This window comes from Streptomyces sp. NPDC054956 (assembly GCF_053609185.1).
In genome coordinates, this window is record NZ_JBSGXB010000033.1 from 25,001 (window position 1) to 40,011 (window position 15,011).

The following is a 15,011-nucleotide window of genomic DNA, read 5'->3' on the forward strand; positions in this document are numbered from 1 at the left end:
CGAGCCGGATGGGAGTTGGACGTGAACGCGGACGCAGCGGGCGGTCCCGACGAGCGGGTCTTCGCAGCCTGGCTTGCCGAGACGATCGGCGGATACGTGGGGCGGGAGGTGCCCGAGGACGAACCGCTGTCCGAGTGGGGCCTCGACTCGATCGGCCTGCTCGGTCTGTACGGCGACATCGAGGCGCGGTTCGGCCCGCTGCTGGACCCCGCCGACATCTGGGCGTACCCCACGATCCGCGATCTGGCGCGCTTCCTGGCCATGCAGGACGGCATGAGCCGGCGCTCCGGGGAGGTGCGCGCCGCGTTCGTCTTCACCGGGCAGGGCTCCCAGCACCCGCGGATGACCGCCAAGCTGCACGAGCACCTCTCGGGGTACCGCCACCACCTCGCGCAGGCCGACGCCGCGATCGCCCCGTACCTCGGCATGTCGGTGACCGAGCTGATCCTGTCCGGGGACCCCCGGGTGCACCAGACCGCGCTGACCCAGCCGGCGCTGTTCGCCATCGAGTACGCGCTGGCGATGACCCTCCTGGAGGAACTGGAGGTGCGTCCGGTCGCCGTGCTGGGGCACGGCATCGGGGAGGTCGCGGCCGCCGTGGTCTCCGGGGCGCTGACCTTGGAGGACGCCTCGCGGCTGATCTGTTTTCGCGGTATGTACATGCAGTACCTCCCCACGGGCGGCGGGATGATGGCGACCTGCGCGGACCTCTTCGAGGCGGCGGAGGCGACGGCCGAGGAGCCGGGCGTGACGATCGGGGCGTTCAACGCGGCGCGCGCGACCGTGCTCTCGGGCGAGATCGAGGGCCTGGAGCGGGTGCGGGACCGCCTCGCGTCGATCGGCATCTCCAGCGCCTTCCTCCAGGTGACGCACGCCTTCCATTCCCCGCTGATGGAGCCGGTCACCCCGCGCTTCGAGGCGGCGGCCCGTCATCTGGCCGGGGCCGCGCCCAAGGTGCCGTTCTACTCGACGGTCTACGGGCGGCGCATCGAGGAGCCGTTGGACGCCGCGTACTGGACGGCGCAGATCACCTCGCCGGTGCGCTTCGCCGACGCCGCGCGCCAGATGCTCGCGCAGCAGGCCCCGAGCCATGTGGTGGAGATCGGCCCGAAGGCGGTGCTGATGCCCTTCGTACGGCGGATGGCCGGCTCGCGGGGGCCCGTCTGCCTCGCGGTGTGCCGCGGCCCGGAGACCAACGCGGTGGACCTGGCCGGTGTGCTCTCCGCCCTCAACGCGGGACCGCTGGCGCTGGGGTGAGCGCGCGGGGCGCGCTAGGGGATCCAGCCGGCCTCCTCGGCGATCCGGATCGCATCGATGCGGTTGCGGGCGTTGAGCTTGTCGACGATGGCCGTCAGGTAGTTCCGTACCGTGCCCTCGGTCAGGAAGAGCTGTTCGGCGATCTCACCGGCGTCGGCGCCGCGGGCCGCGAGCCGGAGCACCTGCGTCTCGCGGGGCGATATCGGATTGTCCAGGGCCTCCCAGGCACTGAGCGCGAGATCGGGATCGATCACCCGCTGCCCGTTGGCCACGGCCCGCACGGCCTGGGCGAGCCGGGCCGGCGGGGAGTCCTTGAGCAGGAACCCCGAGACCCGGGCGGCCATCGCGCGGCGCAGGGTTCCGGGCCTGCCGAGGCTGGTGAGGATCAGCGTGCGGCAGGACGGGAGGCGTTCGCGCAGTTCGGCGGCGGCGGTCAGGCCGTCCATCCCCGGCAGGTCGATGTCGATGATCGCCACGTCGGGGTTGGTCTCGAGCGCGGTGGGCACGACGAGATCACCCCGGTCGACGGAGGCGACCACCTGGAAATCGGGCTCCAGCTCGAGCAGAGCGATGAGAGCGCCGCGGACCATGTGGACGTCCTCGGCGAGTAGCAGCGACAGCATTGGTTGTTCCCCCGTTCCCAGCTTGCCGGATCAGACGGCTCGTCTTCCCAGTACCCGTACGTTCGTGGCGCCGGCACCCTCGGCGTTCGGGCACTCCGGTGGCGCGGCGGGTTCCGCCGGGTCGGGTGCGACCGGCCTCAGCGGCGCCCTCGCCGTCAGCCTGAACCGGCCGTGGGGCTGCACGCCGGAGGTGAGCCGTCCCCCGACCACCGTGAGCCTGGCTTCGAGGTTTCCCAGTCCACTGCCGCGGTCGACGGAGTCGGACTTGTGGACGGCGTCCACTCCGTCGTTCTCCAGGACCAGCTCCACGTCCTCCCCGTCGATCATCGCCTTGATGGTGCAGGACTGCACCTTGCTGTGCCGCAGGATGTTGGTGACGCCCTCGCGCAGGGCGGTCGCCAGCACGGTGTCCACCAGCGGGTGGAGCCGTCCGCAGTCGATGTCGACCTCCGCCCGGACGCCGGCCGCGGCCATGACGTTGACCACGGACTCGGCCTCGGCGGCCAGCGACATGTCGCGGTAGCCGCTGGCCACGAGCCGTACGTCGGCGAGCGCCTGGCGCGACACCCCGAGGACGGAAACGACCTCGTCGCGGGCCCGGTCGGGGTTGGTGACGACGATGCGCTGGATCAGTTCGCACTTCAGGGAAATGGCCGAAAGGCTGTAGCCGAGGAGGTCGTGCAGGTCCCGGGCGAATCGCAGACGCTCCTGGGTGACGGCCATTCTGGCCATCTCGGCGCGGGCCTCGTGCACTTCGTGGACCAGGTCGGTGAGCCGGGTGAGGCCGTAGACGACGAGTCCGGTCAGCCCCGTGGAGGTGCCCACGTACGCGAAGTCGAGGACGGTTCCGCCGCCGAGGTGCACCCCCCAGCCCAGCACCAGGGCCATGATGACCGCGAAGCCGGGCCAGGCGACGCGGGGCGGAAGGAGCAGCAGGACCGAGGCGCAGAGCGGCCCCGCGACACTGCCCCACACCGTGTCCAGCCAGACCAGCGGGAAGAAGGTGAGGACGAACTGGACGGCCAGGGCCGCGCATTTGCGGCTGGTGGACCAGCGCCGGGCCCGGGGCGAGGTGAGGACGAGCTGCAATCCGTAGAGGACGAGGACGCCCGCCGCGCACACGAGGAGCTCTCGGGTCCGGCCGCGCAGGGCGAATTCGACATTGAGCAGGGTCATGATTCCGTACCCGGACAGGACGGTGACCACGATGCCCTGCGCGAGACGCGGTGCCAGGACGTCGGAGAGTCGCCCACGCTTGTCCGGACTTAAACTTTCCACTTGTCCCGTGCCCTGAGCTAGGTCGTTGTCCGCAGTCCGGAAACGGCCCGTCATATGCTCACTCCTCAGTACGCATTTCGGGAGAGTCTGAGATCGCACTATATGCCGAGCGCGCCGAGTAGAGGACAGGTAACAGACAGTCCTGCCCGGCCTACAGGGGCAGGGGAACCGGATTGAGTTCGCCGAATGTGAGAGCCGTGTCCCGCTGACCGAGACTGTGCGGTACGTCGAAAAGCCTGCCCGGCGCGAACCTGGCGTAAAACGGACGCAACCCCGGGACGAGCGTCTTGACCACCGGGATCTCCACGTCCGGCCGCGTCTGGTCGAGGACCAGGAGCTCCATTCCGTGGGACTCGAACACCGTCTGGATGTGCTGGACGTCTTCGAGGAGGTCCGCGCGGCGTACGGCGTACGGCCAGGAAGCGGGCGTACGCGCGCTCTGCCCCGGATCGGGGAACAACTGCGGCTGGCCGGGCAGGGGCGTGGCGGCGCCGCGCCCGGGGAGCATCTGCACCATCTCGGTGAGCGCCCTGCGCAGGGCCAGGCGCGGGTCGAAGTGAGCCCCGAACCCGAAGAGGAACTCGTCGGCCGGGCCGTCTTCGTGCCGGGACACCACCGCCACGACCGGGATGCCGAGGTCCGAGGTGAGGTCCAGGGCCCAGAACCGGTGGCCGGCCCGTTCCAGCGCGGACCGCGTGGTCGCCAGCCAGGGCTCGTCGAAGGCGTCGAGGTCGAGGGCGGGCAGGCGCAGCCGGTTGTACCACCACAGGGCCACGGCGTCGCGCTCGACGAGTTCGAGGGCGCCCTGGACGACGGCGTCCTCGATGCTGCCCCCCGCGGCGTTGCCGTTGGAGTCGGACCACAGGCCGTCGCCGCGGGTGCCCGTGCCCGTGCCCGTGCCGAAGTACAGCGTGGAGGTGGGGAGCAGCCGGTGGACCCCCGCGGTGAGCGACCAGACCGGCGTCCAGTCGGTGGCGGCCGCCGGATCGAAGGGTTCGCTGACCCGGTGCAGGGGCGAGTGGGCGGCGTTCCAGCGTTCCCGGTCGGCGTACTGCCGCTCGTCGAACAGCTGGTAGGCGTTGGGGTGCAGGGCCTGGTCCCCCAGGCCCGTCAGCGTGTCCCGGATGACGAGCTCGTCGCCCTGCCGAACGGCGCTGTACCGTTCCGCCGCCTCGCACAGGGCGCTGGCCCGCGCTTCGGTGGCGGTCACGCCCTTGCCTCCGCTGCGGGCCCGCAGCACCTCGTGCACCCCGGCGAGCGAGTGCCCGCGCAGGGCGAGGTTGTGGCCGGAGTCGTAGGCGTGCAGTCCGTCGGGCAGTCCCGGTACCTGACGGACGTTGGTGACGATTCCGGTGACCGGGCTGATCAGGCGGCGGTTCTCGATGAGGATGCCCTCGGCGGAGATCGCGCGGTCGTTGCTGCCCGAGCCCTCGGCCTTCGGCCGGGACACCAGGGTCACGGGCCGGCTCGTCCGCTCGGCGACCAGCGTGGGGTCCCCGCAGTCGGGGCACTGCGGCCGGCGCAGCACGGTGTGGTGGGCGGTGCTCAGGTTGAGGCTGTCGAGGACGCAGACCGCCCGCTGTTCCGGGTAGCGCAGTCCGGCGAGCCATTTGGAGATCTCCAGCACGGCACTGTGCAGTCCCAGGGAACGTACGGCCGACAGGCTCGGGGCCGGCCGCGGGGCGGGTCCGTCCAGTCCCAGCGCGCGCTGTACGGGCAGTTCGCTGACGCGGTGCTCGGAGAGCCGGTGGGCCAGGCAGCTCCAGCAGGGCCCGTCGTCGTCCGGGCCGAAGAACGGTCCGGTCCAGGGATCGGCTCCGAAGGGCCGGGCCAGCAGCCAGGTCCGGCGCTGGATGCGCAGCCGGGCCGCCACCGCCCGCAGTTCCGGGTCCAGGTAGTCCGCGCACACCACGAGCGTCAGGGGAGCCGCCGCGTACTCGTTCACCGCGTTGAGCCCGGAGGCGTTGCAGGCGGCGCGGGCCGCGCCGGCGTCGACCCCGCCGACCGGGATCACCGCCACCTGCGCCCGGCCGACCTCGGCCGAGGCCTCGTACCCGTCGAGGCCGGCGCGGTCCCAGTAGGCCTGGGCCAGGGCCGTGTCCTCGCCCGTCAGGTCGGCGGTGGGCCGGTAGCCCACCAGGTTGGCCTCCACGAGGCTGCGCAGCGCCCGGCCGACGTCGGCGACCGGCATGCTCCGGGAGGCTTCCCTCAATAACTCGGTGAGCGTGCGGCTTCCGTCGAGCAGCGGGACGAGGTTCTCTATGCCGCCGCCGCGCAGGACGGTCACGCCCTGGTCGGACAGGACGAACGCGGCCTCGCCCGGTACGGCCTCGGCTCTGACATGGCGCTTGAAGGCGACGAAGGGCCCCGCCGAGGGCTCCTGTATCGGGGTCATGCGGCAGCCTGGACGGCGAGGGGGCTCCCCATGCCGCAGAAGCAGGGGTTGACGCACCAATCGGCGCTGCCGACACGGGAGGCGGCGGCGCTCAGGTCGTCGATGGAGAGGGTCGCGCCGACCGCCCGGTCGGCGGCGTCGGCCGCGAGGCCGAACTCCAGCAGGGCCCAGGAGAGGTCCCTGTCGAAGCTCTCGCCGGGTGTCGGCCGGGGTCCGGTGCTCATGGCTCGATCCGCGAATCGGAAAAGGTCCTGGTCCACGATCATGTCTTCCCCCTGTGACGAACGGTGCTGCTTTGGCGTCTGTCTGGGTCGAGAGTCTGGGGCGGGACCTCATGGGACCGGCAGTGCACCCGTCACCGGCCACCTATGAAATTTTCATGATTCGGGTCATGTGTGCCTCACTGGGCCGGAACGCTCCCCGGCTGCGAGTCTGCTTTACCTGACTCCAAAGGGTCGTCGCAGGGTTTGGCCGGCGGCCGTGGCCCGACAAGGGGGAGCACGCAAATGGAGATCAAAGTACTCGGGTCGCTCGCCGTCCACGAGCGCGGCGTCTCGGTGGTTCCGAGCGCCGCTAAGCCCAGGCAGCTGCTCGCGCTGCTCGCCCTCCACGCCGAGCGGGTCGTCACCGTACCCACGCTGATGGAGGAGATCTGGGGCGAGGACATCCCCCGGAGCGCGGCCACCACGCTGCAGACGTACATCCTCCAGCTGCGCCGGAAGATCAGCGCCGCGCTCGACGGGGATCCGATGCTCGACGCCAAGGACATCCTCGTCACCCAGTTCGGCGGGTACCTGCTCCAGGTGGCTCCGGGCCAGGTCGACGCCCACGAGTTCGAGAGGCTCGCCGGACACGGCCGGGCCGCCTACGACATGGGCGACTACCGTGCCGCGTCCGACCTGCTGGGCCGTTCGCTCGCACTGTGGCAGGGGCCCGCGCTGGTCGACGTACGGGCGGGGTCCGTGCTCGAACTCGAGGTGCTGCGGCTCAACGAGGAGCGCACGGCCGCCCTGGAGCGCCGCATCGAGGCGGACATCCGGCTCGGCCGCCATGCCGAGGTGATCCCGGAGCTGCGGGTGCTGGCGGCCCGTCATCCGCTCCACGAGGGCTTCTGCGGACAGCTGATGCGCGCCCTGCACCGGGCGGGCGGGGGCTGGCGGGCTCTCGAGGCGTACCAGAGGCTGCGGGGGTCCCTGGTGCGCGAGCTGGGGCTCGAGCCGTCGGCGCCGCTCCAGCAGCTGCACCAGGCCGTGCTCTCGGGCGATCTGGACCAGGTCGACCCGGTCATGACCGCCGTACCCCGGGTGCTCCAGCCCGTCGCGGTGGCCGAGTAGCGGCTTCGGCTTCGGCCGGGGAGCGGGAGCGAGGACTGGGAGCGGCGGCCGGTAGCAGGCGCCGCCCGCAGTGCCGGTCGAGCGAGGCTCCAGGGGGCGTGGCCACTGCTTTTGAGGGGTCGTTCCTAGCTTGGGCCGATGACGACCTTCGACGAACTGCTGACCACGCTCGCTCCTTCGCCGAGCCTGCACCGGTCCACCGCAGAACTCAACCGGCTGAAGGACGAGGTGAGCCGCGGTCCGGATCCAGAGGCGACGAAGCGGCAGCACGCCAAGGGCAAACTGACCCCCTACGAACGGCTCGATCTCCTCTTCGACGAGGGCACCTTCACGGAGATCGAGCCGCTGCGCCGGCACCGGGCGACCGGTTTCGGCCTCCAGCACCGCAAGCCCCACGGTGACGGCGTCGTCATCGGCTGGGGCCTGGTGCACGGCAAGACGGTCTTCGCGTACGCCCACGACTTCCGCGTCTTCGGCGGCGCACTCGGAGAGGCCCACGCCGCCAAGATCCACAAGGTGATGGACCTCGCCGAGCAGGCCGGCGCCCCGCTGGTCTCCCTGAACGACGGCGCGGGCGCCCGTATCCAGGAGGGCGTCTCGGCCCTGGCCGGGTACGGCGGCATCTTCCGCCGCAACACCCGCGCCTCGGGGGTGATTCCGCAGATCAGCGTGATGCTCGGCCCGTGCGCGGGCGGCGCGGCGTACTCCCCGGCCCTCACGGACTTCGTGTTCATGGTCCGCGAGACCTCGCAGATGTTCATCACCGGTCCGGACGTGGTCCGCGCGGTGACCGGTGAGCAGATCACCCAGAACGGCCTCGGCGGCGCGGACGTGCACGCCTCCGTCTCCGGCGTCGCCGGATTCGCGTACGACACCGAGGAGGAGTGCCTCGAGGACGTCCGCTACCTGCTCTCGCTGCTCCCGCAGAACAACCGCGAACTGCCCCCGGTGGTGCGCGGCGACGACCCCGCCGACCGCCGTACCGACGCCCTCGCGGGCATCGTCCCGGCCGACCCGGGGCAGGCGTACGACATGCGCAAGGTGATCGAGGAGATCGTCGACGACGGCGAGTTCTTCGAGGTGCAGGAGGCCTGGGCGCAGAACGTCGTGTGTGCCTTCGCCCGGCTCGACGGACACGTGGTGGGCATCGTCGCCAACCAGCCGTCCGCCCTGGCCGGCGTCCTGGACATCCACGGCTCCGAGAAGGCCGCGCGGTTCGTCCAGACCTGCGACGCCTTCAACGTCCCGCTGCTCACGCTCGTGGACGTGCCCGGCTTCCTGCCGGGCGTCGACCAGGAGCACAACGGCATCATCCGGCACGGCGCGAAGCTGCTGTATGCGTACTGCAACGCGACGGTGCCGCGGATCTCGCTGGTCGTCCGCAAGGCGTACGGCGGCGCGTACATCGTCATGGACTCGCGGTCCATCGGGGCCGACCTGGCCTTCGCGTGGCCCATCAACGAGATCGCGGTGATGGGTGCGGAAGGTGCGGCGAACGTGGTGTTCCGCAAGGAGATCGCCTCGTCCGACGACCCCGAGGCGACACGGGAACGTCTGGTCAAGCAGTACAAGGCCGAACTCATGCATCCGTACTACGCCGCTGAGCGCGGGCTCGTGGACGACGTCATCGATCCGGGTGAGACCCGTCGGGTCCTGATCCGCTCCCTGGCGATGCTGCGGGCCAAGCACGCGTCGCTGCCGGAGCGCAAGCACGGCAACCAGCCGGTGTGAGCCGGCGGCGCACGGGCCGCGGTTCCGGTTTGGTTGAAAACGGAACCGGAATCGCGGCCCCTTGCGCCTCCGGGGCGTTCGCCGCGCTCGACGAGTCCGGTGGGCGAGGTGTTTTGAACGATATTCAGCGATGCGAACTCCGGGCTCCAGGAGTTCTTCCCCCAGCAATGGCTTCGAGACCTCGCGGTAAAAATTCGGGCACCGAAGGGCGGGGCCGAGCGGGAAAATTCATGAATGATCTCGCGGTGTTCTCCCGGAACGGCGCCGGCAAATGCGGTGGGCACGTGCGGATCCCCTCAGCCACAATGCCCGAATGGAAACGGGTACGAGAGGGCGGCCGGCCGATCCCGCACCGGCCGATCCCGCAGGTGATCCCGCGATCGATCCCACGGGCGAGGGCCTGCGGCTGATCGGCAGCGGCGATCCGGCCGCACGCGAGCGCGGCTGCGTCCTGCTGGGCCGGGCCGGCGAGCGGGACGAGTCCGTGCGCGCCGGGGTGGCGACCGCGCTGGCCGCCCTGGCGGGTCACGAGACCGACGTACGGGTGCTGCGCGCCCTGGCGTGCGCGCTCGGCGGGACGGCCGACGGGCGCGCCGTTCCCGTGCTCGTCGCCCTCGCGGAACATCCCGACGACCGGGTGCGCCAGGAGGTGGCCGGCGCGTTCACGGGGGTCGCCGGCTGCCCGCCGGACGCGGACGCCGTCCGCACGCTCCTCGCCCTGACCCGTGACGCGGACCCGCGGGTCCGCGACCTGGCGACGTTCGTACTGGGCTTCCAGCTGGAGGCCGACGGCCCCGAGATCCGCTCGGCGCTCTGGGAGCGGACGGGCGACGAGGACCGCGAGGTCCGCGAGGAGGGCGTCCGCGGGCTCGCCCGGCGCCACGACCCGCGGGCCGTCCCGCTGCTGGCCGAGCTGCTCGCGCACCCCGACGGCGCGCACGTCCACACCTTCGACGCGGCGCGGATCCTGGGCGTCCCCGAGCTGCTGCCCGCGCTGCTGGAGTACGAGCCCGGGGACGCCGGGGTAGCCGCCGCCGTGAACGCGTGCGATCCGGCGAGCAGGGCCGAACGCGACGCCGGAGCCTGGGAGTTGGTGTGCGCGCTGCACCGGCTCCGCCCCGACCTGGACGCCGCCGTCTCCTCGGAGCTCTACGGCTGGGATCTCACACTGAGCCTCGCCGCCTCCCCCGACCCTTCGCACTACGACGCGGAGGCCCTGCTCGCGCGCGCGGGCGGCGACCCCGGGCGCGCGACCGAACTGGTCTCGGCCGACCTCGCCCCGGCCGAGCCGGTCCCGGCCGAGGTCCCGGCCGAGCCGGTCCCGGCCGAGGTCCCGGGGGCGGGGCCCCCGGCACGGCCCGGCATCAGTGTCACTGGGCGGTGCGCAGGCCCGTAATGACCATGTGGGTCAGGAGCGCGTAGCTCTCGTCCAGGTCCTCGGGGAGGGCGAAGCCGCCCCCGGTCTCCAGGGATACGAAGCCGTGGGCCGTGGCGCGCAGGCAGCGGGCCGCGTGGATGGCCGCCGAGTCCTCCATCCCGTAGGCGCGCAGGGTGGCGAGGAGGATGCCGACCAGGCGCCGGCCGGCCTCGGCCGTGTGGGGTTCGGGGGACTGCGGCATGGCGGCGTACCGGCCGGGATGGCGCTGGGCGTAGGCGCGCCAGGCGGTCATGAAGGCGCGGACCGCGTCGTCGGCGGAGAGGCCGAGGACGGCCCCGCCCACCTCGTCCGCGAGCTCGTTCATGATCCGCGCGGAGAGCAGGTCGCGGAGTTCGGCGAGGCTGCGCACGTGCTTGTAGAGGGAGGGCGTGGCCACGCCCGCCCGCCCGGCGACCGCAGAGAGCGTCAGGGCCGCGGGACCCTCCTCGTCGACGAGCCCCAGGGCCACGTCGACCACGGCGTCGGCGGACAACGAAGCCCTAGGCAATTTCAGCCCCCTTCAGGAAGGAAACGATCGCCGCGACGGTCTCGGCGGGGAACTGCGCGTGGGCGTAGTGCCCCGCGCCCTCGACCATCTCCAGGCGGCCGCGCCCCTCGGGCATCGCGGCGACGATGGCGGCGCCCTCGGCGCGGGGGTCGGCCCAGTCGGGGTCGAGGGTGCCTTCGATGACCAGCGCGGGGCACCGGACGTCGCCGAGGCGGGCGCCCGCGTCGGTGGGGGCGGACATGCCCATCTTGGCGACGACGGCCATCCGGCCGGGCCGACGCAGATCGGCCTCCAGCGCGGCGACGTGCCCGGCGAAGCCGGCGGGGCGGACGCCGGGGTAGGCGTGGCCGAGGTAGCGCTTCCACAGACCCACGCTGCGCAGCATGCCGGTGCCCATGAGGAGGAGCATGCCCTTGCGGTAGCGGGCGTTGGACCCGAGGGCCCCGAAGTCGATCTTCTGCGCCCGGGTGAAGGGGCCGATCTCGACGACCGCGCGGACCAGCCCGGGCTCCTCGGCCGCCGCGATGGTGGCGGCGCCGCCGGCGAAGGAGTGCCCGACGATGACGGCGGGACCGCCCAGGTGCCGGATCAGGGCGAGCAGGTCGCCGGCGACGTCGGTACGGGTGTACGAGGCCCAGCCGGTGCTCGATTCCCCGTGCCCCCGCAGATCGGTGGCGGCAACGCGATACCCGGCGGCGACGAGCAGCGCGGCACTCTCCCGATAGGCCCCCCGATTGTCCCCCATCCCGTGAGCGAGCACGACGAGCGGCCCCTCCCCGGCAACCTCGTAGGCGATCCGCCCACCCTCGATACCCAGAAACTCCGTCACGCCTGCCTCCCGAACCCGTTACCCACACCCGTAGGCTAATGCCTGTCTCCTAAAAGCTAACCCCATTAGCTTCAGGGGTCAACCCACCCCTCCCACGGCGAGCTGGGCCCACGCGCCGGCCTGAGCCCTGACGGCCTCGCCGCGGATGAGGTTCTCTTCGCAGGACCGCCGGCGCACCACCCGCCCCGGCGGCGGCATGGATGGCACCGGTGGCGCCGAGCGTGACCGTGCTACGGGCACGCGAACCGGCCGCGGCGACACCGTTCCTTTCGGTCAAGCTCCAGTGCGCGGCGGAGCCCGCGCCTCAAACGCCGGCCGGGCCGAGAAGGCGGATCTTGGCTGAACCGGGCCCACTCGACGTGCGTGGTGCCTTCGTGGTGACACTGGGGGCCGACGCTCAGGGGAGGGCGCCATGCGCAGCCGGTGGGCCTGGGGGGCCGTGGGGGTCGGGGGCGTCCTGCCCCTCGTCGTGGTCGGGGGCGTGGTCTCGGTCCTGGCGGGGTCGGACGGTGGGGTCTCGGGCGGTACGGGTGCTGCGGGCGGGGGCTCGCAAGCCGCGGGGTCGGGGCCGCGGCTGGACGCCGCGGGGCACTTCTTCCTGGCCGTGGCGGTCATCCTCGCGGCGGCCCACCTCGGCGGCCGGATCGCGCGGTGGGCCGGGCAGCCGCCGGTGATCGGGGAGATCTGCGCGGGACTGGCGCTCGGCCCCTCGCTGCTCGGGCGGTACGCGCCGGACGCCACGGCCTGGCTGTTCCCCGCCCCCTCGCTGCGGCTCCTGGACGGGCTCGCCCAACTCGGCCTGGTGCTCTTCGTGTTCGGGGTCGGGCAGGAGCTGGCCGGGCAGGGGTTCCGGGGGGTGGCGGCGCGGGCCGTGCTGGTCAGCCAGGCGTCGATGCTCGTCCCGTTCGCGGTCGGAGCGGTCACCGCCACCGGACTGCTCGGCTTCGCCGGGCCCCGCGCGGACCCGCTGTCCTTCGTCCTGTTCGTGGGCTGCGCGCTGAGCATCACCGCCCTGCCGGTGCTGGCCCGGATCCTCACCGACCTGGACCTCACCCGGACCGAGCCCGGGCGGCTCGCCCTGTTCGCCGCGGCGGTCGGCGACGGCGGGAGCTGGCTGGTGCTCACTGCCGTTCTGGCGGGCGGGGCTGCGGTCTCGGCGGTGGGCGTGGCCGCCGTGGCCCTGCTGCTCCTCGGCCCGGTGCGCGGCGGGCTCCGGCGGTGGGCGCGGGCGGGCCGGGACCGTGCGTACCCGGTGGCCGCGCTCACCGTGCTGCTGGTCGTCACGGTCACCGGCGCGTCCGCGCTGACGGCCGCCCTCGGTGTCCACCAGCTGATCGGCGCGCTCCTGGTGGGCCTGGCCTGGCCCGTCGGAGCCGCTGGCGCCACTGCCGCTGCCCCCGCCGCCGCTGCCCCCGCCGCCGCCGTTGCCGGCAGGAGCGAGGCCGACGGCGGTGACCCCGTCGACAGCGGCACCGCCCACAGCACCGCCGGCACCGCCGGCACCCCCGACAGCACCGCCGCCGCCCCCGGCCCCGCCTCCCAAGCCGCCGCGGGCCTGACCTCGACCGCCCGGACCGTGCTGCTGCCGTTCTTCTTCTTCGGCTTCGGCCTGACGACCGATCTGGCGGGCCTGCGCTGGGACGCCCGTACGGCCGGTGCCCTCGCGGTCCTGCTCTCGCTCGCCGTGCTCGCCAAGATCGCCGGACCCGCCCTGTGCGCCCGCCTGACCGGTATGGCCTGGCGGCCGGCGCTCACCCTCGGGGTGCTCCTGAACGCCCGGGGCCTGACCGAGCTGGTGGTCATCCAGATCGGCTACCAGGCGGGTGTCATCGACCGGCGGCTGCTCGGGGTCCTCACCCTCGTGGCCCTGATCACCACAGCGATGACCACTCCCCTGCTGCGCCTCCTGGGCGTGGACCGCCCGGGCCTCAGGAAGCCCGGGCCGTCCGGCGCGCGTAGTGGCGGGCCGCCTTCGCCCGGTTCCCACAGCCCGTGCTCGAGCACCAGCGGCGGGTGCCGTTGCGGCTGACGTCGTGGAAGCGCAGCCCGCAGGTCGGGTTGGCGCAGGTGCGGAGCCGTTCGGGGGCGGTGTTGAGCAGCCGGAGGTAGTCGGCTGCGGCGAGGTGGCCGAGCAGGCGGGCCGGGTCGGGGGCCTCCAGGCGTTCGACGGGGCCTGCCGGGGTGAGCAGGCGGCGGATCCGGCCCCCGTCGAGGAGCCGGTTGAAGGCGTCGAAGGCGGCCGTCCCGGCTCCCCGCCCGGCCACCGCCGCGGACCCGGCACCAGCCCCGGCACCGGCCCCGGCCCCGGCACCGGCACCGGCCACACCAACAGGCCCGGCCACGGCCGCGCCGCCACCACCACCCACTCCCGCCACGCCCCCGCCCACCACACCGGCCAGCGCCGCGCGCGCCTCCCTGGCCGCGGCGAGGGTGGCCGGGTCGGCCCGCAGTTCGCCCCTGACGTAGAGCGGGGCGGCACGTGAACCGCCCAGCCAGAGCGCGAGACCGGCCAGGGAATCCAGCAGGTCGTGCCGCCCGTAGCGGTCGTGCCAAAGGGTGTTGAGCAGGTCCAGGCTGAGCGGCTCACCGGTCAGCGGGCGTGGATCCCGCATGGTCACCTCCGTCGTCCGGGTATCACGGCTGCTGGTACGGAGAAGGCGCAGGTCGGGGACGAGCCCTCGGCCCGGTACTGCTCCGCGGTGTGCGGCCCGGCGACGATCCCGGGCAGGATCAGCCGCCACAGCCGGGTCACGTGGCGGCGCAGCGGGCGACAGGAGCGGCCCGGCCGCAGGTCCTCCGCCCGCAGGGAGACGTCCATCCCGATCAGGGAGAACACCAACTGGGAGGCGATCTCCCGGGGGTCGGCCGCGCCGTGCAGTGCGGCGGCCAGCTCGGCGCGCACCGGCTCCGTCCACGAGCCGGCGGCGTCCGGGTAGTGCGGGAACTCCCGGGTCAGCCGGGCTCCCGCGCGCGCGACGTGGTCGTGGCCGAGCCGCCCCGCGACCACGTGCGTCATGTCGACGGCGGCCTGCAGCGGCCGGATCCCGGCGCGCGGTACGGAGTCCAGTGCCGCGGCGGTCGTCTGCCGGGCCTCGCTCCGCACGGCTCTGACCAGGTCGTCCTTGGCCGGGAAGTGGTACATCAGGGCGCCCTTGGTCACGCCCGCGGCGGTACAGATGACGGCGAGCGAAGCCCCTTCGTAGCCGTACAGATCGATGGCCTCGGCGGCACCGTTGATCAGAGCCCGGCGCGTCCGCTCGGCCCTTTCCTGCTGCGCCATGGGCGCTCCTCGTGCGTAGGGGGGTGGAGACGCCGGCCGTCCCTTCGGGACCGGGCCGGCCCGCGGCACCGGGCGCCTGAGCGGTCTCGGGGAAGTGGGGTGCGTTTCCGCGTCGTTCGGTGCGGTGCCTCGGCGTGCTGCCGCATCTCCCGCGTACTGGACGTACTCGGGTGATGCGGCAGTGCGGCGAGGTGCCGTGCCGGGCGGCGCGGAAACGCACCCCACTTCCCCGAGACCGCTCAACACCTCCGTGGAACGTGGGGGGAGAGGTGCGGCGCCCGCCGGGTCGCCCTCCCCGGGGACAGCCGGGAAGGGGCCGCGGGCCGATCCGGCCCGGAAGGGACGGCCGACGGGTGGTG

The 15,011-nt window shown here is 72.9% G+C and carries 13 protein-coding genes; 5 read left to right on the top strand and 8 right to left on the bottom strand.

The window, feature by feature from the left end:
- Window positions 1–21 precede the first annotated feature (21 nt).
- A complete protein-coding gene (locus ACWGDE_RS09195; protein ID WP_453388358.1) occupies window positions 22–1,257 on the top strand; it encodes an acyltransferase domain-containing protein in 1,236 nt (411 codons plus the stop codon).
- Between the two features lie 14 nt (window positions 1,258–1,271).
- Here ACWGDE_RS09195 and ACWGDE_RS09200 read toward each other — a convergent pair whose 3' ends face one another.
- The 4 genes from ACWGDE_RS09200 to ACWGDE_RS09215 form a co-directional block, all read right to left on the bottom strand.
- The gene (locus ACWGDE_RS09200; RefSeq protein ID WP_453388359.1) at window positions 1,272–1,880 is read right to left on the bottom strand and encodes a response regulator transcription factor; all 609 of its coding nucleotides are present in this window, start codon (window positions 1,878–1,880) and stop codon (window positions 1,272–1,274) included.
- Window positions 1,881–1,910: 30 nt separating this feature from the next.
- The gene (locus tag ACWGDE_RS09205) at window positions 1,911–3,158 is read right to left on the bottom strand and encodes a sensor histidine kinase (protein WP_453388360.1); all 1,248 of its coding nucleotides are present in this window, start codon (window positions 3,156–3,158) and stop codon (window positions 1,911–1,913) included.
- Between the two features lie 151 nt (window positions 3,159–3,309).
- Entirely contained in the window at window positions 3,310–5,553 is a 2,244-nt protein-coding gene (locus ACWGDE_RS09210; protein WP_453388361.1) for a TOMM precursor leader peptide-binding protein, read from the bottom strand.
- Window positions 5,550–5,777 (bottom strand): hypothetical protein, encoded by a 228-nt coding sequence (locus ACWGDE_RS09215; RefSeq protein ID WP_453388362.1) that lies wholly within the window; start codon window positions 5,775–5,777, stop codon window positions 5,550–5,552. The genes ACWGDE_RS09210 and ACWGDE_RS09215 overlap by 4 nt, the downstream gene beginning before the upstream one ends.
- 282 nt (window positions 5,778–6,059) lie before the next feature.
- On the opposite strand from ACWGDE_RS09215, the gene ACWGDE_RS09220 reads away from it, so the two are divergent.
- The 3 genes from ACWGDE_RS09220 (at window position 6,060) to ACWGDE_RS09230 (ending at window position 10,014) form a co-directional block, all read left to right on the top strand.
- Window positions 6,060–6,887, top strand: coding sequence for an AfsR/SARP family transcriptional regulator (locus tag ACWGDE_RS09220; protein ID WP_453388363.1), 828 nt, complete (start codon window positions 6,060–6,062; stop codon window positions 6,885–6,887).
- A 138-nt stretch (window positions 6,888–7,025) separates the two neighbouring features.
- A complete protein-coding gene (locus ACWGDE_RS09225) occupies window positions 7,026–8,618 on the top strand; it encodes an acyl-CoA carboxylase subunit beta (RefSeq protein ID WP_453388364.1) in 1,593 nt (530 codons plus the stop codon).
- A 313-nt stretch (window positions 8,619–8,931) separates the two neighbouring features.
- Window positions 8,932–10,014, top strand: a complete 1,083-nt coding sequence (locus tag ACWGDE_RS09230; RefSeq protein WP_453388365.1) for a HEAT repeat domain-containing protein — start codon at window positions 8,932–8,934, stop codon at window positions 10,012–10,014.
- Here the strand turns inward: ACWGDE_RS09230 and ACWGDE_RS09235 are convergent.
- Window positions 9,989–10,543, bottom strand: coding sequence for a TetR/AcrR family transcriptional regulator (locus ACWGDE_RS09235; RefSeq protein WP_453388366.1), 555 nt, complete (start codon window positions 10,541–10,543; stop codon window positions 9,989–9,991). The genes ACWGDE_RS09230 and ACWGDE_RS09235 overlap by 26 nt on opposite strands.
- A complete protein-coding gene (locus tag ACWGDE_RS09240) occupies window positions 10,536–11,372 on the bottom strand; it encodes an alpha/beta fold hydrolase (protein WP_453388367.1) in 837 nt (278 codons plus the stop codon). The genes ACWGDE_RS09235 and ACWGDE_RS09240 overlap by 8 nt, the downstream gene beginning before the upstream one ends.
- 412 nt (window positions 11,373–11,784) lie before the next feature.
- Between ACWGDE_RS09240 and ACWGDE_RS09245 the strand changes: the two genes are divergently transcribed.
- Window positions 11,785–13,401 (top strand): cation:proton antiporter, encoded by a 1,617-nt coding sequence (locus ACWGDE_RS09245; RefSeq protein WP_453388368.1) that lies wholly within the window; start codon window positions 11,785–11,787, stop codon window positions 13,399–13,401.
- Here the strand turns inward: ACWGDE_RS09245 and ACWGDE_RS09250 are convergent.
- Together ACWGDE_RS09250 and ACWGDE_RS09255 are read right to left on the bottom strand one after the other, a co-directional pair.
- On the bottom strand, window positions 13,301–13,984 hold the full coding sequence (locus ACWGDE_RS09250) for a CGNR zinc finger domain-containing protein (protein ID WP_453388369.1): 684 nt from the start codon (window positions 13,982–13,984) through the stop codon (window positions 13,301–13,303). The genes ACWGDE_RS09245 and ACWGDE_RS09250 overlap by 101 nt on opposite strands.
- Window positions 13,985–13,986: 2 nt before the next feature.
- Window positions 13,987–14,652, bottom strand: coding sequence for a TetR family transcriptional regulator (locus tag ACWGDE_RS09255; RefSeq protein ID WP_453388370.1), 666 nt, complete (start codon window positions 14,650–14,652; stop codon window positions 13,987–13,989).
- Window positions 14,653–15,011: the final 359 nt, after the last annotated feature.